Source organism: Bacillus sp. ZY-1-1 (genome assembly GCF_003047165.1).
GTDB classification, from domain to species: Bacteria; Bacillota; Bacilli; order Bacillales; family Bacillaceae; genus Bacillus; species Bacillus velezensis.
This window is the reverse complement of the sequence record NZ_CP027061.1, coordinates 2,848,822-2,868,676: the sequence shown is the minus strand read 5'-3', so window position 1 is coordinate 2,868,676 and position 19,855 is coordinate 2,848,822. Positions and strand designations below refer to the sequence as shown.

Below are 19,855 nucleotides of genomic sequence, written 5' to 3'. Positions count from 1 at the left end.
CCTTTTTTTCTTTAATTTGGTCAAAAACGATATGTTTTAAAACAGTCATCCCGTTTTTACCAGCAGATGAGATTGGTCATTTTCGTCAACTTTCGATAAAATGTAGAAAGATAAAAAGAGAGGGGTCTTCTAATTTGGGTGTTGAGTTTTTAGTAGGCAGATCGGGGAGTGGGAAAACGAGGCTGATTATCGACAGCATTCAAGATGAACTGCGCCGGGAGCCGTTCGGGAAACCGATCATTTTTCTAGTCCCGGATCAAATGACGTTTTTAATGGAATATGAGCTTGCTAAAACGCCGGATATCGGAGGCATGATACGCGCTCAAGTGTTCAGTTTTTCGCGTTTGGCGTGGCGCGTGCTTCAGCATACCGGGGGCATGAACCGTCCGTTTGTGACGACGACGGGTGTGCAGATGCTTTTAAGGAAACTGATTGAAGAACATAAGCACGATTTTAAAGTGTATCAAAAAGCGAGTGACAAAGCCGGATTCACTGAGCAGGTGGAACGGATGCTGACAGAGTTTAAGCGATACTGTATTGAGCCTGAAGACGTCCGCCGCATGGCGGAAAGCGGAACGGCGTCAGAGTATCGCGGAGAGCGGGTGCTGTCTGAAAAACTTCATGACTTAGGCATTTTATATCAGCAGATGGAAAGAAGCCTCGCCGGACACTATTTGCATTCGGAGGATTATTTGACGCTGCTCGCTCAGCAGATTCCTTTGGCGGACGTTGTAAAAGGCGCCCGTGTTTACGTCGACGGATTCTATCAATTTACGCCGCAGGAATTAAGGGTGCTGGAGCAGCTGATCATGTATGCTGAACATGTCACATTCTCGCTGACGGCGGACAGCCCTTCGGCGGAACAGGCACCGGATGAGCTCGATCTGTTCAGAATGACGGGAAGCACTTACTATAAGCTTTATCAGACGGCAAAGGAATTGAATGCCGATATTTCCTGCAAGGAACTGCATGGCACGAAGCGGCATCGGCATGTGCCGGAGCTTGCCTGTATAGAGTCGCAGTACGATGTGCGTCCCGCCGCCGCGTATACCGGCGGACAGGAAGCTTTTACCGTCATGCAGGCGCAAAACAGAAGAGCTGAGCTCGAAGGTATTGCCCGGGAAATTCAATCGCTTGTCCGGGACGGAGGATACCGGTACAAAGATATGGCGATTCTCATCCGTCAGCCGGAAGATTATAAAGATTTGCTGAAGGAAGTGTTTGCCGATTACGGGCTTCCTTATTTTATTGACGGAAAAGCTTCTATGCAGCATCACCCGCTTATTGAATTCATCCGTTCAAGCCTGGATGTCGTGAAGGGGAACTGGAGATATGAAGCGGTGTTCCGCTGTGCGAAAACCGAACTGTTATTCCCGCTTGATCAGCCGGAGCAGAAAATAAGAGAGCAGGTAGATCAGCTTGAAAATTACTGTATCGCCTACGGCATTAAAGGGGAGCGCTGGACGAACGGCGAGCGGTTTGTATACAGGCGCTTCGTATCGCTCGATGAGGATTTCGCGCAGACGGATCAGGAAATCGAGATGGAACACATGCTGAATGAGACGAGAGAGTGGATAGCTGCACCCCTTATCCGGCTGCAGAACCGGATGAAAAAAGCGAAAACGGTTCAAAGCATGGCGGAGGCTCTTTATCTCTTTTTGGAAGATACCGATGTTCCCCTGAAGCTGGACCGGAAAAGGCAGCGTGCCGAAGAGGCCGGAAACATGATCGAAGCGCAGCAGCACGGCCAGGCGTGGGATGCCGTTATCCAGCTTCTCGAGGAGTTTGCCGGCATGATGGGTGAAGATGAAATATCTTTGGCGCTGTTCCAGCAAATGCTTGAAACGGGAACGGAATCGCTTCATTTTTCTTTAATTCCTCCTGCGCTTGACCAAGTATTTGTAGGGAATATGGATCTCTCAAGAATATACGGCACGTCCTGCACATTCGTCATCGGGGCCAATGACGGCGTTCTTCCGGCGCGCCCGGATGAAAACGGCGTGCTGTCTGATGATGACCGGGAGTGGCTGAAAGCGGTCGGAGTGGAGCTGTCTTCCGCGGGGCGTGAGCGGCTGCTTGATGAGCATTTTCTCATCTATATGGCGCTGTCGAGTCCGTCTGACCGTCTTTATGTGTCATACCCGATTGCCGATGCGGAAGGAAAAACGCTCCTGCCGTCAATCGTTGTAAACAGGCTTGGCGAGCTGTTTCCCGATCATCAGGAAAAGCTGTCAGCGGCTGATCCCGAGCAGGTAAGCGAAGAAGAGCAGCTTCAGTATCTCGTCAATAAACAGGTGGCTCAGACGTATACGGCAAGTCAGCTCAGGCTGTGGACAAGAGAGTACGAGATCAGTGACGTATGGTGGAGCGCATACAATGTGCTGATGAAAGAGTCTGATCACCAGCGTGCGAAAAAGCTGTTTTCAAGCCTGTTTTTCCGCAATGAGGCGAAGCGTCTTGAACGGCCTGTTTCGCGCCAGCTTTACGGCGAGCATATTAAAGGAAGCGTCTCCCGGATGGAGGCGTTTAATGCCTGCCAGTTTTCTCATTTTGCATCTCACGGGCTGCAATTAAAAGAGCGGCAGTTTTTCAAGCTGGAAGCGCCGGATATCGGCCAGCTGTTTCACTCCAGTCTGAAGCTGATTTCAGACCGGCTTCGTGAGCAGAAGCTGGAATGGCGCGATCTGACGAAAGATCAGTGCCGGAATTTCTCCTATGAAGCGGTGGAACGGCTTGCGCCAAAGCTGCAAAAAGAGATTCTGCTCAGCTCAAACAGACACTTTTACGTGAAGGAAAAACTGCAGAAGATCGTCACGCGTGTTTCTGGCATATTAAGCGAGCATGCGAAGGCGAGCGGTTTCGTCCCGGTCGGTCTTGAACTCGGTTTCGGCGGAAGCGGACCGCTGCCTCCGCTCACTTTCACGCTGAAAAACGGCTGTACGATGGAACTCGTCGGACGGATCGACCGCGTGGATAAAGCGGAAAGTTCAAAAGGCCTGCTGCTGAGAATCGTTGATTATAAATCAAGCGACAGGGGGCTTGATCTGGCTGAGGTGTATTACGGGCTCGCTCTGCAAATGCTCACATATCTTGACTTATCGATTACACATTCTGCGGATTGGCTCGGCATGAAAGCGACCCCGGCAGGCGTTTTGTATTTCCATATCCATGATCCGATGATTCAGGCCAGTCTGCCGATGGGGCTTGATGAAATCGAGCAGGAAATTTTCAAGAAATTTAAAATGAAAGGCCTTCTCCTCGGTGACCGGGAGGCGATCAGCCTGATGGACACGACTTTGGAGGAAGGGCGTTCAAATATCGTCAATGCCGGTTTGAAAAAGGACGGGTCTTTAAGATCCGACTCAGCGGCGGTCAGCGAACAGGACTTTCATCTGCTGACAGACCATGTGCGGCGGACATTTGAACAGGCGGGGGAAGCGATAACGGACGGGCTTGTGTCCATTACCCCGTATAAGCTGAAAGATAAGACGCCTTGTACGTACTGTGCGTTTAAATCGGTGTGCCAGTTTGATGAGTCGCTTAAGGAAAATGAATACCGCAGCCTGAAAGCGGAAAAAGACGGCACCATACTGGATTGGCTGAAAAAGGAGGCGGATGATGATGCAAATTCCTAAACCGAAAGACAGCATATGGACGGATGACCAATGGAGCGCCATCGTTTCTTCCGGCCGCGATATTCTTGTCGCTGCCGCAGCCGGATCAGGTAAAACGGCCGTGCTCGTGGAACGGATGATCAGAAAGATAACCGCGGAGGAAGATCCGGTCGATGTTGACAGGCTCCTTGTGGTGACCTTTACAAACGCCTCAGCAGCGGAGATGAAGCATCGGATCGCTGAAGCATTAGAAAAAGAGCTCGCCAAAAATCCGGGATCTCTGCATATCAGACGGCAGCTCTCTCTATTAAATCGGGCGAGCATTTCGACGCTTCACTCTTTCTGTCTGCAAGTGCTTAAAAAATATTATTATATGATTGATCTTGACCCCGGTTTTCGCATGGCTGACCAGACGGAAGGCGAATTGCTCGGAGACGAAGTGCTTGATGAGCTGTTTGAAGATGAATACGCAAAAGGGAATCAGGCGTTTTTTGAGCTTGCGGACAGATATACGACAGACAGGCATGATCTGGATCTTCAAGACCTTGTCAAACGGGTGTACGAGTATTCCCGGTCGCATCCTGACCCGGAAGCGTGGCTGCAGAGCTTTGTCCGCTTGTATGACGTGACGGAAGAAAGCAAAATGGAAGAGCTTCCGTTTTACCAGTATGTGAGAGAAGATGCGGAAATGGCGCTCTTCGGGGCAAAACAAAAGCTTGAGAAGGCGCTTGAACTGACAAAAGCGCCCGGCGGGCCGGCCCCGCGCGCTGGTAATTTTCTGGATGACCTTCAGCAGATAGAAGAGCTGATCAGCTGCCGGCATGACTTCGATGCGCTGTATGAACGGGTCCCCGCAGTCTCATTTAAGCGGGCGAAGCCGGTAAAGGGTGATGAATTTGACAAAGCGCTTTTGGACGAAGCGACCGATTTGCGAAACGGCGCGAAGAAACTGATCGAAAAGTTAAAGACCGATTACTTTACAAGAAGTCCGCAAGATCACTTGAAGAGTTTAACAGATATGAAGCCTGTCATCGAAACGCTCGTTCAGCTCGTGATATCGTACGGAAAACGATTTGAAGCGGCGAAACAAGAAAAATCAATTATTGATTTCTCAGATTTGGAACATTACTGCCTGGCGATTCTAACTGCGGTTGATGAAGAAGGCCGGCGGGTGCCGAGCGAAGCGGCCGTTTATTATCAAGACCAGTTTCATGAAGTTCTGGTTGATGAATATCAAGATACCAATCTTGTGCAGGAGTCTATCCTGCAGCTTGTGAAAAGCGGGGATGAAGAGGCGGGAAATCTGTTTATGGTAGGCGACGTCAAACAATCGATCTACCGTTTCAGACTTGCTGAGCCGCTGCTGTTTCTCGGGAAATATAAAAGGTTCACAGAAAGCGGGGAAGGCGCGGGGCAGAAAATTGACCTGAACCAAAATTTCCGCAGCCGTTCCGATATTTTGGACAGTACGAATTTCTTGTTTAAGCAGCTGATGGGCGGAAAAATCGGCGAAGTGGACTACGATGAACAGGCGGCATTGAAGCTCGGCGCATCGTATCCGCCGAATGACGCGGCAAAAACGGAACTGCTGCTGATTGACAGCGCTGATGACGCAGACAGCTCCGAGGATGCCGAAGACTTTGAAACCGTGCATTGGGAAGCGAAAGCGATAGCCGGGGAGATCCGAAAGCTTGTCTCGTCTCCGTTTAAGGTCTATGACGGCAAAACAAAAACACACCGGAATATCCAGTACCGGGATATCGTGATTTTGCTGCGCTCCATGCCGTGGGCGCCGCAATTAATGGAAGAGCTGAAAAACCAGGGCATTCCGGTGTACGCCAATTTGACGTCGGGTTACTTTGAAGCCGTGGAGGTGGCTGCGGCGCTTTCAGTCTTGAAGGTGATTGATAATCCGTATCAGGATATTCCGCTTGCTTCCGTGCTGCGCTCGCCCATCGTCGGCTGTGACGAAAATGAACTTGCGCTGATACGCCTTGAAAAGAAAAAAGCGCCGTTTTATGAAGCGCTGAAAGCATATATAGCGAACGGTGACAGGCATGATGAACTGTATCAAAAACTGAGAACCTTTTATGACAGTCTGCAAAAGTGGCGGTCATTTTCGACGAATCATTCGGTGTCTGAGCTGATTTGGGAAGTATACCGCGATACCGGATATTTTGACTATGCAGGCGGCATGCCCGGCGGAAAGCAGCGCCAGGCCAATCTGCGCGTCTTGTATGACCGGGCGCGCTCGTACGAAGCGACGGCGTTCCGCGGGTTATTCCGCTTTTTGCGGTTTATTGAACGGATGCAGGAGCGCGGCGATGATCTGGGGACCGCCCGTGCGCTCAGCGAGCAGGAGGATGTCGTTCGGCTGATGACGATCCACAGCAGCAAAGGACTTGAATTTCCCGTCGTTTTCACCGCCGGACTCGGCAGAAGTTTTAATATGATGGATCTCAACAAATCATACCTGCTTGATAAAGAGCTCGGTTTCGGCACGAAGTATATTCATCCGGAACTCAGAATCAGCTATCCGACTCTTCCGCTTGTGGCGATGAAGAAAAAGATGCGCAGAGAGCTCTTATCCGAAGAATTGCGCGTATTGTATGTGGCGCTGACCAGAGCGAAGGAAAAGCTGTTTCTCGTCGGTTCCTGCAAAAACCGGGAAAAACAGCTGGCCAAATGGCAGGCCCAAGCAGACCGGGCTGATTGGCTTCTTTCTGAATTCGACCGCTATCAGGCGTCATCTTATTTGGACTTTATCGGGCCGGCGCTCATCCGCCACCGTGACATGGAGGCGCACAGGACGCCGGGACTTTCATCGTCTGAGGATATCGCGCGCGACCCGTCGCGTTTTCACATCCGGATGCTTCAGCAAAGTGAATTGCTGGAAGAGAATCCAAAAGAACGTGCTGAAGAAAAGAGCAAACGTCTCAAAGCGATACAGCAGGGCGAGCCGATTCCTGGTTCGTTTTCATTTGATGATCAGGCGCGCCGTCTGCTTGAATGGGAATATCCGTACCGAGAGCTGACGGCTATCAGAACGAAGCAGTCAGTTTCTGAGCTGAAGAGAAAGCAAGAGTACGAGGATGAATACAGCGGCCGCTCTCTCATCAAACCGTCAGGGGACACGCTTTTATACAGGCGTCCCGGTTTTATGATGAAAAAAGGGCTGACAGCCGCCGAAAAAGGGACGGCGATGCATACGGTGATGCAGCACATACCGCTGACGCACGTTCCGACTGCCGAAGAAGCAGAGCGGACGGTCCGGATGCTTTACGAAAAAGAGCTGCTGACAGAAGAGCAGCAGGAAGCCATTGATATAGAAGAAATTGTTCAGTTTTTCGGAACTGAAATCGGTAAAGACCTTCTCGGGGCGCTGCGGATTGACCGGGAAGTGCCGTTCAGTATGGCGCTTCCGGCCGGCGAGGTGTACAAGGATGCCGAAACGGCCGGTGAACCGCTGCTCGTGCAAGGGATTATTGACTGCCTCTACGAAACTGCGGACGGTCTCTATTTGCTGGACTATAAAACAGATCGGATAGAGGGGAAATTCCGGAATGGATTTGAAGGCGCGGCTCCGATTCTGCAAAAAAGATATGAAACACAAATCGAATTGTATACAAAAGCGGTTGAACAAATTACAAAAACGAAAGTGAAAGGGCGTGCGCTCTATTTCTTCGATGGAGGTCACGTTCTTACACTGTAACGAGATCCGAAGCTCCTTTTTGGAGCGGATCTTTTTTTCTATCAAAAAGTGAGGTGAATGCGGTATGCGCATTTTACATACAGCTGACTGGCACCTCGGCAAAACGCTGGAAGGCAGAAGCCGGCTGAGCGAGCAGGCCGAAGTGCTGGAAGAGCTGAATACCATTGTCAAGGAAGAAAACATTGATGCGGTCATTATGGCGGGGGATGTATTCGATACGGTCAACCCGCCTGCGCTCGCTGAACAATTGTATTACGAAAGTCTTTCCGCGCTTTCTGACGGCGGAAAACGCCCGGTTGTCGTCATTGCCGGAAACCATGACAATCCCGACAGGCTGGCGGCGGCTTCTCCGTTAACAAATGAGCGCGGCATTCATTTAATCGGCTATCCGCAGACAGAACCCGTCCATATTGAGGTGCCGTCGGCGGACGAGCTGTTAGCCGTAGCCGCGCTGGCATATCCGTCAGAGGCGAGATTAAACGAAGTGCTTTCTGATACGTTTGAGGAAAAGCTTCTTCGCGATCATTACGATGTGAAAATCAGAGAGGCGTTTGCTCACATGTGCGGACTGTGCCGGAACGATGCCGTGAAAATCGCGGCGAGCCACATTTATGTCGCGGGGGGAAATCAGACCGATTCAGAGCGTCCGATTGAAGTCGGGGGCGCTTACACGGTCGCCGCTGACAGCCTGCCGGCTGATGCGGCTTACGTGGCTCTCGGCCATCTCCACCGTCCGCAAACGATCAAGCGCGCCAAGACGGCTGCCCGTTATTCAGGCTCTCCGCTCGCATACAGCTTTTCTGAAGCCGGTTATGCCAAATCGGTGACAGTGGTAGAAGCGAAGCCCGGCGGAGAAGCGAAGTGGGAAGAGATTTTCCTGTCTTCCGGTAAACCGCTCGTCAAATGGAAAGCGCAGGGGCTGAGCGAGGTTCACGGCTGGCTTGATGAAGGGCGTGACCGGAATGCCTGGATCGATCTTGATATCCATTTGACGGATCAGCTTTCTCTCGAGGAAATTCATCGGCTGAGAAAGGCGCATCCCGGCTTTATCCATATCAGGCCGGTTTTTGAAGAAAAAGAGACCGAAAATGACCGGATTGAAGTGAAACACACATCAATTGAGGATCGATTTAAGAAGTTTTATGAAAAACAAACGGGCGGCGGCGTGCCGGATGAGGAGATGGTCAAGCTGTTTTTAGAGCTTGCGTCAGCAGATGATGAGGAGGATGCGACATGAAGCCGATTCTGTTAACGATAAAAGGGCTCCACAGCTTCAGGGAGGAACAGACCATTGATTTTGCCGGACTGTCAGGAGCCGGGGTGTTCGGGATTTTCGGGCCGACCGGAAGCGGAAAATCGTCGATCCTTGATGCCATTACACTCGCTTTATACGGAAAAGTGGAGCGCGCCGCAAATAATACGCACGGCATTCTGAATCATGCCGAAGATCAGCTTGCCGTCTCATTTACATTCGCGCTTCAATCCGGCCACCGGGTTTCCTACAAGGTCGAGCGCGTTTTTAAGAGAACGGATGAAACGAAAGTAAAAACCGCCCTCTGCCGGCTGATTGAAATCAAAGACGAACAAACGGTGCTGGCCGATAAAGCGAATGAAGTGAACAAAAAGGTAGAGGAGCTTCTTGGCCTGACCATTGACGACTTTACAAGAGCCGTCGTTCTGCCGCAAGGAAAGTTTGCCGAGTTTCTGTCGCTTAAAGGCGCGGAAAGAAGACATATGCTCCAGCGCCTGTTTAATCTGGAACAGTACGGGGACAGGCTTGTCAAAAAATTGCGGCGGCGGGCGCAGGAAGCGGCAGCGAAAAAAAATGAAATGCTGGCCGAACAATCCGGCCTCGGAGACGCAGGAGAAGATGCGCTGAAGCAGGCTGAACAGCAGTTTCACGAAGCGAACGAACGGCTTGAAGCAGCTGAGAAGAAACGGGTCCGGGCAAAAGAGCGTTTTGAAAATCACCAGGAAATTTGGAACTTGCAGACAGAAAGAGATGAATATGAGCGCCGGGAGAAAAAGCTTGAGGAAAGACGCCCGTACATCACGGATTTGACTGAGCGTCTTAAAGAGGCGGAAACAGCTCTCGCCCTTGAGCCGTACGCAGACCGCTGCACCGAAGCCGTCCGCCGGAAGCAGCGCGCCGAACAGGAACACGAACTGGCCAAACGGAAATCAGAGGCGGAAACCGTTTCATTTACCCGGCAAAATGAAGCCTATGAAGCATGGCGCGCCCATAAGGCCGAACAGGAGCCGAAACTTGTCAAGGAAGAAGAGCTGTATCAAAGACTTTCAGCCATTGAACAAAAACTGCTTGAAGCGAAAAAAGAAGCGGAAAAAACAAATGCGGAGCACAGCAAAAAAGAGGAAGAATACGAAGCCGCCTCGAAACAGCTGGCCGCAGTGAAAGACCGCCTGACCCGCGGCCAAAACAGGCAGAATGAGCTGAAAGAAGAGCTGAAAGCAGTTCAAGTGACCGCCGATGAACGGAAAAAATGCCAGACCGCAGCACAGCTGGCGGCGGGCTTTCAGCAGACACAGGAACAAATCACGAAAGAGCGGGCCAATCTGACAACGCAGCTGAAAAACGTGGAGAAGCTCAACGGAGAAAGCGAGTCGCTCACAGCGAAAGCGAAAACGGAAGAGGAAGACATTACGCGCGCTTATCAAACGCTGCAAACCGTTTACCATATGGTCTGTGAAACGGAACGTTCACTGAAAGCCGCAGCCGAACGGGCTGAAAAAACGCAAGCCGATCTCCGCAGGCGCTCAGAGGAAGCGAGAACGGCTGCATTAACAAAAGAATTATCGGAAAAACTGATCGAAGGAAAGCCTTGTCCTGTATGCGGCTCGACGCAGCATGACCGCCCGCGTTCCGCTCATGAAACATTCTCGCCTGATACCGCTGTGCAGGAACATTTGCAGCAGGTGGAAGCACTGCTTTCTGAGGCGGCGGCTCTTTCTCAGGAAGTGCTGACAGCCAAGGTTGCATTAGAAGAACAGTCGGGGCGTTTTACCGAAGAATGTCCGTTTCTGCAAAGCGCCCGGGTTCCGGAGCTGGAAGCCGCTTCTTCCATCAGCGGACGCCCGCTTGATGAAGCGTTCAGCGCCGTCCGCTTGGAATGGAAACAAATGAAACAGGATATGCTGTCGGTAAAAGAGAAGGTCACAAGACTGATCAGCGCGCATCAGCAGACGGTAAAACAAGCTGAGCAGCTTGCCGAACGAATCCGCTACGAGGAAAAAGAAGCCGACCGTCTCAGACATTCATTAGAAGAGCTTGAATCGCTGTCAGAAAGCCGATTGAATCAGTACAACGAAGTCTGCGGTGATATTCCGCCAAACCGGATTGACGCCTGGCAGGCTTCGATAGATGAGAAGGACAGGCAGGCAGAAGAATGTGAGAAGCGCATTGAAACAAGCATCGCATTCCTCAAGGAACATGAAGAGGAGAAAGAACGCCTGCAGGAGATGAAGCATCGGCTTGAACGGGAACGGCTCGAGCTTCACTATGCGTCTGAGCGCCTGCAGCAGGTGATTGACGGATATGAACAAGAGCTCGGAACAGCAGCTGAAGAAACATCAGTTTCCGCAAAGCTTGAAGCGGTGCGGCAGGAATTACAGCTGTTAAAATCAAAAGAACAGTCCCTATTCGATGCGCTGAAGCAGGCGCAGCAATCACTGAATGACGCAAAAGGCCGGGAATCAGGGAGTCTCATGTCACTCAGGGATGCTGAGGCCTCTCTTGAGAAAGCGCAAAACGACTGGCGCGTGAGGTCACAAGACACCGGGTTTACCGAACCGGACCAAGTTAAAAAAAGTCTGCTTCCACAAGGGCGTGCAGAGGAAATGAAAAAAGAAATTGATGAGTTTCTGGACACCTCAAAACAGCTATCGGCAAATATCAGCCGTGTTACTGATAAATTAGCCGAGCGCCGGATATCGGAGGAAGAATGGACAGCATCCGTTTCTCTGCTGAAGCAGGCAGAGGCTGAGTCAGGCGCCGCCATGGAGGAAAAAGGAGCACAGGCAAAAGCCTACGCGGTTATGCAAAAACAGCATAAGCGCTTTAAAGAGATTGAAGCCGAACTGAAAAACTGGCAGACACAGATTGACAGGCTTGATAAGCTCCAGTCTGTATGTAAAGGCAATACATTCGTCGAATTTTTAGCGGAAGAACAGCTGGAAAGCGTGGCTCGAGACGCCTCTGCCCGTCTCGGAGCGCTGACAAGGCAGCGGTATGCCATATTAGTCGATTCAGAAGGCGGTTTCGTCATGCGTGATGACGCGAACGGAGGCGTCAAACGGCCCGTATCAAGCCTTTCCGGCGGGGAGACGTTTCTGACATCGTTGTCGCTTGCGCTTGCCTTGTCCGCCCAGATTCAGCTGCGGGGGCAATACCCGCTGCAATTCTTTTTCTTAGATGAAGGATTCGGGACTCTTGACCAAGGGCTCTTAGACACCGTTGTCACAGCGCTCGAAAAGCTGCAATCGGACAACTTATCCGTCGGAGTGATCAGCCATGTGCAGGAGCTGAGAGCGCGTCTGCCGAAAAAATTAATCGTTCATCCGTCCGAACCGGGCGGGAAAGGCACCCGGGTCACATTGGAGATCATGTAGAAAGGAGAAGGAATTATGGCCGATTCTGCCGAGGGCACATGTGAATTATGCGGCCGCCATCATGTGCGGCTGACGGAGCACCACTTAACGCCTAAGGAAGAAGGCGGGACATTCCTTCCGACCGCAATGCTCTGCATCCCTTGTCATAAACAGGTTCACGCGCTCTATACGAATCAGGAGCTTGCGGCAAGGCTCGCGGGAATAGAAGAGCTGCGGCGTGACCCGAAACTCGCGCGGTTTGTGAAATGGATCAGAAAACAGCCGCCGGAAAAGCTTGTAAAAACAAAAAAAGCAAATGAACGAAAATAACGCTGAACCAAAAGCAGCCCTCTTCTGAAAGAGCGGCTGCTTTTTAGGCGTTTCCGACCACATTTTGATCGCTGACATCGGGGTCTATATAGTTTGTCGCATTGACAACGTTGTTTAATAACAGGAAATCTCCGGTATTGCCTGCTCCCGAACCGAGCGCAGATTTAGAAGAGCTTTTTGGAGAAAGGTAAAAGGAATCACCAAAGTTTACGACTCCGCCCGATATGGAATTGATAGCTATAGGTCCGGTAATTGCTGGCATAAACGACACCCTTTATAGAAGTCTCACCGTCATTATATGTCAGGGCTGCTGTGATTGTGAGCTTGGCGTGAAGATCTGCCTAATATGTTTCAGCCGCGAATCTCCCAGAACGACCGACGTCGATCCGATTTGAACCACGGACGCTGACGATACCCCTTGAACTTTCACATTCCTTACCCGAATTGAAGGATTTTCATGGCAGAATGCGCTTTGGACTCCCGTTTCCGGTAACGGCATGACGGCCGGCTGCCGAAAGATCTGGTACTCTTTTTTGTTAAATGAGCCTTCATCATCTCTGTATACAGCAAGACTGCGCTGATCGGCCAATACTTTGATCCGCATATTGATTTCATTCGTATCGCCTGCTTGAAAGACACTCGCAATCCCGACTGAATTGATTTTGGCGTTCCGGAGGCGTGAAATGCGCTTTAACATTATTCCGGCGCCAGCGGCACATAAGGCCCGATAATAAGAGATTCCGGAGGCGTGTCAAAGATGGAAGACAGATAGACGGAATCGGTGTCGCCGATTAATAATAAGGAAGAACTGGATACACCGGTAGACCGGATGTCGCCGACTTCAATATTCCGGTTAATCACTGTAAAAATCATGACGGATCATCACCTTTCATTTCACCAGGTATGTGTTTAATAAAGTGCTCGACGGCCCTGACAATATCACGCTTCACATGTTCGGCAATCTGCTCGGCATATTGCGCGGGCGCCGTATTTTCTTCTTTCGGGACATGGGACAGATAATACTGAATCCGGCTGTCCATCTGCTTTCTGATATCTTCAATAATATGATATTTGTTCGTTTCGTCCAGCCTGCTCTCATACTGAGTTTCGAGCTGCTCTAAAAGCGCGGGGATTTCTTCATTCAGGTACATATCGACGTTTTGACGGATTTGCTGCATTTGCTGGCCCGCCTGTTCCTGCTGCATCATTCCGACCTGCGGAGATGTCTGGCCGACTTCGAAGTTTTGCACGGCATTCGGATCAGTCGGATTCAATCCGATATTCAGCGTTCCTTCCAGCCGTTCAATTTTCAGCTGATCAAATTTATACTCGAGCCGATCGATTCTTGTAGAAGGCTGCTGCTTCAGCGTTGAAATTTCATTTTGGAATTCTTTCAGCTGCCGTTCGAGCTCCTGAATCTGCTGCGCCTGCTGCTGGACGAAAGAATTTAAATTCTGCAGGTAGGATGAAACGGATTGATCATACATGACATTCACCTCGCGTCTCGTTTCCTTCATTAAAACTACCGGCTTGGCGGCTGGAGCGGTACAAATGATGAGGTGCCGGGACCTCCCCCTGTTGTTACAGCCTGCTGCCCCGCGGTGACAGGCGGCGCCGGCTCAACATAACTCCCTGTGTTGTACAGATTGGAAAGAGATTTAATTGAACCGGCGCTTCCGATTTGCAGTATGGAGGAATTGCTGACAGATTCTACACGCATGTAATTGATATGGATCGACTGATTGACGTAAAAATTCATACGGCGCCTCCTTTATGCGTTTCCTGCCATCGGCTGATCGATTACATCATTATCGTACACATTCGTTGAATTCCTGTAATTCGTCAGTGTGAGATTGTCTCCGGTATTGAAGCTGCCCGCTCCGGCAAATGTCTTAACCTCTGCTTTTGGAGAAATGGTGATGCAGTCGCCTATATGAACGACTCCGCTCGTACCGACGGCATTAATTTTAAACGCTCCGACAATTGCGGGCATACGAGCACATCCTTTTCGTGAAGATTTTCATGACTGCACTCCAGGAGCTTATCTGGGCTGCCTGCCTAAAATAGCTTATGACAAATGCACATTTTTGTGAGCGGAAAAAACTTTAGACGTAAAAAACACCGGCACTTTACACATGCCGGGTCTTATACATAAATGATACAGATTTATATACATATCACGTTTATGAGAAAGCCTCTTTTCTTTCGCGGCCGTGCTGAATCTGTGCGGCCGGGTTCGGCCCGCTGTCTTTCGTTTGTTGGATGAGCCCGCCCCGGCACCCGTTTAAAAGGCTGTCCAGCTCCTGGCTGCACCTGATGGTCTCCGTCGCATTGATTCCGAATTTTTGCGCTGTCTCGAATAAAGTTAATCTTTTTTCTTCAATTTTGTTCATCGTGTGATCTCCAATTCTCGATTATTTTGGAAAACATAGGATGATAATAGTATAACCCATTTTGGCCAAGAAGGTTTTATTTCGTCAATATGACTAAAAAAGTGACAATTTTTGATACTCTTTTACACTTATTTTCAGCCTGTTTAAAAGAGGGATTTCCCGTCCGGAGGAAGAATACATAAAGGAATGCCATTTAAAAATGATGGGGGATTAACATGAAATTTGCGACAGGGGAACTGAACAGCCGAAAATTTGTCGGTCTGATTATTGATGATGACAAAATCTTAGATCTGCAAAAGGCTGAAAAAAAATTGTTTGAACTTGAGACGATTCCGGGTTCGCTGATCGAGTGCATTCAAAAAGGAGATAAGTTCGTCGCGCATGCCGGACAGCTTGCGGAATGGGCGAAAAAACCGAATGACGAGTCGGGTTCATTTATGTATGCGCTGTCTGACGTAAAGCTTTGCGCGCCTATTCCGAGACCTTCAAAGAACGTGATCTGCATCGGGAAAAATTATCGTGATCATGCCGTTGAAATGGGGAGTGAGACGGATATACCGGAGCATCCCATGGTTTTTACGAAAGCCCCGGCTGCCGTTACAGGACACGGAGAAACAGTGAACAGCCACTTGGACGTAACGGAGCAGCTTGATTATGAAGGGGAGCTTGCGGTAATCATATCAAAAAGCGGATCGCACATCTCCAAAGAACATGCGCTTGATCATATATTCGGCTATACAATTGTAAATGATATCACAGCGCGCGATCTGCAGAAAAAACATAAACAGTTTTTTATCGGCAAAAGCCTCGATACGACATGCCCGATGGGCCCGGTCATTGTACATAAGTCGGCCGTCAGTGATCCGCAAAGCCTGAAAGTTGAAACGCGGGTGAACGGAGAACTGCGCCAATCAGGATCAACGGGTGACATGATTTTTCCGATAGCTGAATTAATCGAGACGCTGTCAAAAGGGATGACGCTTGAAGCCGGTGACATTATAGCGACGGGAACGCCGTCCGGTGTCGGAAAAGGGTTTAAGCCGCCGAAATTTTTAAAGCCGGGGGACCGCATTGACATTACAATTGAACCGATCGGCACGCTGTCGAACCAAATCGGATAATTGTGTGTCTTTCGCACGATTGATAATGCTCCGAGCGGCTTGTTGTGGTACCATAAGTGAGGCAGATTGATCTGATAGGGGGAATTGAACATAATGACACATTGGCATATTACTTCATGGGTCGTTGCACTTATCCTGGTGTTTGTCAGCTACGGGCTGTACGGTGCCGGAAAAGCGAAGGGCGCAAAAATTACGCATATGATTCTGCGCTTATTCTACATTATTATTATTCTGACCGGAGCTGAGCTTTTTGTCCGTTTTGCGAATTGGAACGGAGAGTACGCCGGAAAAATGCTGCTCGGCATCATTACCATCGGACTGATGGAAATGCTCGTCATCCGCAAGAAAAAAGGCAAATCAACCGGCGGACTGTGGATCGGTTTTATTATCGTGCTCGTCCTGACGGTGCTGCTCGGCCTTCACTTGCCGATCGGTTTTCACGTATTTTAATCAATCGCTTGAAAAACCCGGATGCATCCGGGTTTTTTTAGTTGCGCAACTGGGCCGCTGAATGAGAAATGCCGTGTTGATGAGGCGAAAGAGATGTCCAGGATGCCAAAAGCGTCAATCACTCTTGTTGCCGCAAAAGCTACGGCTGTGATGGGTAAAAGCAAACGCCGGCCGTCAATCAGCGTGAAAAACAAAGCTGAATACATCAGGCGGCACCTATTTAAAAGGTGCCGCCTGTTTGTTACGCGGTGCCGTCTTGTCTTGCCGCTGAATACATAATGGAGCGCCGCCCGTCAGATGCCGTCCATTCAAATCTGTCGTGTTTACCCGAGTTGCCGCGGTGATGCTGCAGGGCGCATTGTGCGTCATCCGCCGAGAAGTGATAAAACGAAACGCCTTCACCGGAAAACAGTGCCTGATTATAGGAAAATACGCAATCATATACAGACAGGCCGAACCCGTGCAGATGGCTGAGAAACAGCAGAAACGTTTCATCGTCCAGCGAATCGAGCAAGGTTAACAGCGGCCGTTTGACCGCCTTTTCATAACGGATTTCTTCCCCGCCGAGCAGGGGGATGGTGTCTGCGCCGATTTCGGCCGAACCGCCGCAAATCTGTGCCGGCTGCCATCTGCCGTCGCGTTTCATCAATACGTCTGCGTTTCCGAGACTGTCTGCAAGCAGGATATCGCCTTCATCGTTTTCGACGAGGCAGATGCCGTCCTCTATCATCAGTGTGCCGCGCCCCCATTTGTTTTTTTCTGAGAAAAGCTGTTTTCGTTTCATAACCGTGCCCGTCTCCTTTGTTTGTTTCTTCTCTTCCGTTCTTTCCAAATCGGGCTTGTCTCATACAACTCTTAGTGGGACAAATCAACTATCTGCGTTTCTTTGCATAAACTGGGTAAAGTGCTGATAGAAACGAATTTGAAACCGACAGAAACGGGATTGGAGCTGATATCACATGTGTGGAATTGCGGGTTGGGTCGATTTTCAAAAGCAGCTCGTCCAAGAGAAACATATTATGAACAATATGATAGACACTCTTTCAAAACGAGGGCCTGATGATTCAAACGTCTGGGGAGAGCCCCATGTTTTATTCGGACATAAAAGACTTTCGGTCGTTGACATTGAAGGCGGCCGCCAGCCGATGGCCTGCACGCATCAAGAGGAAACGTACACCATCATTTATAATGGCGAGCTGTATAACACGGAGGAATTGCGGAAGGAGCTTCAGGCGAGGGGCCACCGTTTTGAGAGGACCTCTGATACAGAAGTGCTGCTGCACAGCTATATTGAGTGGCGGGAGGAGTGCGTGGACCGCTTGAACGGTATTTTCGCTTTTGCCATCTGGGATGAAAAGCGAAAGCGGCTCTTCGGGGCAAGAGACCGGCTCGGCGTCAAACCGTTTTTTTATAAAGAACACGGCTCTTCCTTTCTGTTTGGGTCGGAATTGAAAGCCATCCTTGCTCATCCTGATGTGAAAGCACGCACAGACAGCGGCGGACTTGCGGAAGTATTCGGACTCGGGCCGTCCAGAACTCCGGGCTGCGGGGTGTTTAAAGGAATTCACGAGGTGCGTCCCGCCCATGCGTTCACTTTCTCAAAGGACGGTTTGTCCATATGGCGTTATTGGAATGTAAAGAGCGAAAAGCATACAGACAGCTTCGATGAAACCGCCGCTCACATTCGGTACTTATTTCAGGATGCAGTGACACGCCAGCTCGTATCTGACGTGCCGGTTTGCACGTTTTTATCAGGGGGGCTTGATTCGAGCGCGATAACCGCGATAGCCGCCGCTCATTTTGAGAAACAAGGAAGAGATCCCCTTCATACTTATTCAATTGATTATGAGGAGAACAGCAAATTTTTTAAAGCGAGCGCCTTTCAGCCGAATGATGACGGCCCGTGGATCGATAAAATGACAAATGCATTCGGCACACAGCATCATAAGTGCGTGATTACGCAGGATCAGCTGGTTGAACATCTGGAGGAATCCGTTCTCGTCAGAGACCTGCCGGGCATGGCTGATGTTGATTCATCGCTATTATGGTTCTGCCGGGAAATTAAAAAAGATTTTGTCGTGAGCCTTTCCGGAGAATGCGCGGACGAAATTTTCGGCGGATATCCGTGGTTTCACACCGCGGCAGAAGAAGACGGATTTCCTTGGATGAGGTCGACTGAGGAGAGGGTCACGCTCTTGGATGAAAAGTGGCAAAAACGGCTGAATCTTAGAGAATACGTGAATGCGAGATATGAAGAAACCATTGCGGAAACGCCGCTGTTAGACGGTGAGACGGGAACAGATAAAGCGAGACGGCAGCTGTTCTACTTAAATATGCTTTGGTTTATGACAAATCTGCTCGACCGCAAAGACCGCATGAGCATGGGCGCAAGTCTTGAAGTACGGGTGCCGTTCGCCGACCACAGACTTGTGGAATACGTTTGGAATATTCCTTGGGAAATGAAAATGCATGGCAGCCGGGAAAAAGGCATTTTGCGGAAAGCGCTTGAAGGACTGCTTCCTGAAGATATTTTGTACCGCAAAAAAAGCCCTTATCCGAAAACGCATCACCCGAAATACACGCAGGGGGTCACAGAATGGCTGAAAACGATTTTGCAACAGAAAGATTCCGTGCTTCACACCCTGCTTGACAGAAAGAAGCTGGAAATGCTGCTGGAGACAGAAGGTTCATCTTTTCAGGTGCCGTGGTTCGGCCAGCTGATGAAAGGCCCGCAGCTGATCGCCCATCTTGCCCAGATCCATACATGGTTTGAGGCGTACCGTATCGATATAGAAGAATAACAGTGCCGCGACCGGTTTCCGCTGAAGGATATCGGTCTTTTTATTGTGAAACATATGGTACACTAAAAAACAGAGGAGTGATACCATGACCGAATATGAAACATGCGCCCAGCTTGCCGAGGCGCACTTTCCTTTATATAAACGGACTTTCTCATCCCTGCCGCCAAAAAACAGGCGGGCCGCATGGGCGGTGCTTGCTTTGTTTCACGAAGCTGATCGGCTCGATGTGCAGGAACTTGGGGGATTTGAACAGGCGGCACAAGACTTTCTGAACGGGGCACGCGCCGACGGCTTTTTGTGGGAGGCGCTCACCGATGTGCGGCAGCAATTTGCGCTTGAAGAAGAGCCGTTGCGTGAGTTTATCGCCGGCCACATCTCTGACAGAGAAAAAGTAACGTATCAAGAGTTTGATGACCTGCTGATGTACGCGGGCCAAACAGGCGGAGCCCTCGGCCTGCTTCTGCTGCCGGTTTGCGCGCGCCGGAACCAAGAGAAACTCCGCCATGCAGCCGTTTCATTAGGAGCAGCCATTCAGCTGACCCGGGTGCTTCTGGGGGTCCATACGGACGAGCTGGCGAAAAAGCGTCTCCCGCGCCAGGTGATGAAGCAATTCGGCTATACGGAAGAAGAGCTGGAGAGCCGTACCGTCAACAAAGCTTTTATGAATGTATGGGAGTACATCGCATTCGAGGCCGAGGCGTATTTCGAGGAGGCGTCTGAAGAGCTGGAGCTGTTTCCGTTATACTCAAGGCCCGCCGTTACCGGTTTGCTGGCACATTACCGGTCAGAGCTCGGTGACATGAGAAAACGGCTTTCGCAAGCATAAAAA

General features: G+C 50.2%; 17 protein-coding genes. 9 read left to right on the top strand and 8 right to left on the bottom strand.

Annotation, left to right across the window (positions count from 1 at the left end; genetic code table 11):
- Nucleotides 1–134: 134 nt before the first annotated feature.
- The 5 genes from addB (at nt 135) to C5I45_RS14170 (ending at nt 12,261) form a co-directional block, all read left to right on the top strand.
- Nucleotides 135–3,635 carry a helicase-exonuclease AddAB subunit AddB gene (addB, locus tag C5I45_RS14190; protein WP_088037062.1) on the top strand — a complete coding sequence of 1,167 codons (3,501 nt, stop codon included), beginning with the start codon at nt 135–137 and terminating at the stop codon, nt 3,633–3,635.
- The gene (addA, locus tag C5I45_RS14185; RefSeq protein ID WP_107994594.1) at nt 3,622–7,326 is read left to right on the top strand and encodes a helicase-exonuclease AddAB subunit AddA; all 3,705 of its coding nucleotides are present in this window, start codon (nt 3,622–3,624) and stop codon (nt 7,324–7,326) included. The genes addB and addA overlap by 14 nt, the downstream gene beginning before the upstream one ends.
- A gap of 64 nt (nt 7,327–7,390) precedes the next feature.
- Entirely contained in the window at nt 7,391–8,563 is a 1,173-nt protein-coding gene (gene sbcD, locus C5I45_RS14180) for an exonuclease subunit SbcD (RefSeq protein ID WP_107994461.1), read from the top strand.
- Nucleotides 8,560–11,952, top strand: a complete 3,393-nt coding sequence (gene sbcC, locus C5I45_RS14175) for an exonuclease subunit SbcC (protein WP_107994460.1) — start codon at nt 8,560–8,562, stop codon at nt 11,950–11,952. Before sbcD ends, sbcC begins: the two co-directional genes overlap by 4 nt.
- 15 nt (nt 11,953–11,967) lie before the next feature.
- Nucleotides 11,968–12,261: a hypothetical protein gene (locus C5I45_RS14170; RefSeq protein ID WP_003155144.1), complete on the top strand. Its 294-nt coding sequence runs from the start codon at nt 11,968–11,970 to the stop codon at nt 12,259–12,261.
- A 43-nt stretch (nt 12,262–12,304) separates the two neighbouring features.
- Here C5I45_RS14170 and C5I45_RS14165 read toward each other — a convergent pair whose 3' ends face one another.
- The 7 genes from C5I45_RS14165 to C5I45_RS14135 form a co-directional block, all read right to left on the bottom strand.
- On the bottom strand, nt 12,305–12,523 hold the full coding sequence (locus C5I45_RS14165) for a spore germination protein (RefSeq protein WP_003155143.1): 219 nt from the start codon (nt 12,521–12,523) through the stop codon (nt 12,305–12,307).
- A 39-nt stretch (nt 12,524–12,562) separates the two neighbouring features.
- Entirely contained in the window at nt 12,563–12,958 is a 396-nt protein-coding gene (locus tag C5I45_RS14160; RefSeq protein ID WP_003155142.1) for a spore germination protein GerPE, read from the bottom strand.
- Nucleotides 12,958–13,134 (bottom strand): hypothetical protein, encoded by a 177-nt coding sequence (locus tag C5I45_RS14155; RefSeq protein ID WP_003155141.1) that lies wholly within the window; start codon nt 13,132–13,134, stop codon nt 12,958–12,960. The genes C5I45_RS14160 and C5I45_RS14155 overlap by 1 nt, the downstream gene beginning before the upstream one ends.
- Nucleotides 13,131–13,748: a spore germination protein GerPC gene (locus C5I45_RS14150; RefSeq protein WP_003155139.1), complete on the bottom strand. Its 618-nt coding sequence runs from the start codon at nt 13,746–13,748 to the stop codon at nt 13,131–13,133. The genes C5I45_RS14155 and C5I45_RS14150 overlap by 4 nt, the downstream gene beginning before the upstream one ends.
- A gap of 35 nt (nt 13,749–13,783) precedes the next feature.
- Nucleotides 13,784–14,020 carry a spore germination protein GerPB gene (locus tag C5I45_RS14145; protein WP_003155138.1) on the bottom strand — a complete coding sequence of 79 codons (237 nt, stop codon included), beginning with the start codon at nt 14,018–14,020 and terminating at the stop codon, nt 13,784–13,786.
- Between the two features lie 12 nt (nt 14,021–14,032).
- Complete coding sequence (locus tag C5I45_RS14140) at nt 14,033–14,254, bottom strand: spore germination protein (RefSeq protein WP_003155135.1); 222 nt, start codon at nt 14,252–14,254, stop codon at nt 14,033–14,035.
- Nucleotides 14,255–14,444: 190 nt separating this feature from the next.
- Nucleotides 14,445–14,654, bottom strand: a complete 210-nt coding sequence (locus tag C5I45_RS14135) for an aspartyl-phosphate phosphatase Spo0E family protein (RefSeq protein ID WP_003155132.1) — start codon at nt 14,652–14,654, stop codon at nt 14,445–14,447.
- Between the two features lie 215 nt (nt 14,655–14,869).
- On the opposite strand from C5I45_RS14135, the gene C5I45_RS14130 reads away from it, so the two are divergent.
- Nucleotides 14,870–15,775: a fumarylacetoacetate hydrolase family protein gene (locus C5I45_RS14130; RefSeq protein ID WP_107994459.1), complete on the top strand. Its 906-nt coding sequence runs from the start codon at nt 14,870–14,872 to the stop codon at nt 15,773–15,775.
- 93 nt (nt 15,776–15,868) lie between these two features.
- Nucleotides 15,869–16,225: a YisL family protein gene (locus tag C5I45_RS14125; RefSeq protein WP_003155128.1), complete on the top strand. Its 357-nt coding sequence runs from the start codon at nt 15,869–15,871 to the stop codon at nt 16,223–16,225.
- A 241-nt stretch (nt 16,226–16,466) separates the two neighbouring features.
- Here the strand turns inward: C5I45_RS14125 and C5I45_RS14115 are convergent, their stop codons facing one another.
- A complete protein-coding gene (locus C5I45_RS14115; RefSeq protein ID WP_107994458.1) occupies nt 16,467–17,057 on the bottom strand; it encodes a DUF2777 family protein in 591 nt (196 codons plus the stop codon).
- A gap of 127 nt (nt 17,058–17,184) precedes the next feature.
- Here C5I45_RS14115 and asnB point away from each other — a divergent pair, with 127 nt between their 5' ends.
- Both asnB and C5I45_RS14105 read left to right on the top strand, forming a co-directional pair.
- Nucleotides 17,185–19,026 carry an asparagine synthase (glutamine-hydrolyzing) gene (asnB, locus tag C5I45_RS14110; RefSeq protein ID WP_003155123.1) on the top strand — a complete coding sequence of 614 codons (1,842 nt, stop codon included), beginning with the start codon at nt 17,185–17,187 and terminating at the stop codon, nt 19,024–19,026.
- Between the two features lie 85 nt (nt 19,027–19,111).
- Entirely contained in the window at nt 19,112–19,852 is a 741-nt protein-coding gene (locus C5I45_RS14105) for a squalene/phytoene synthase family protein (protein WP_107994457.1), read from the top strand.
- Nucleotides 19,853–19,855 lie beyond the last annotated feature (3 nt).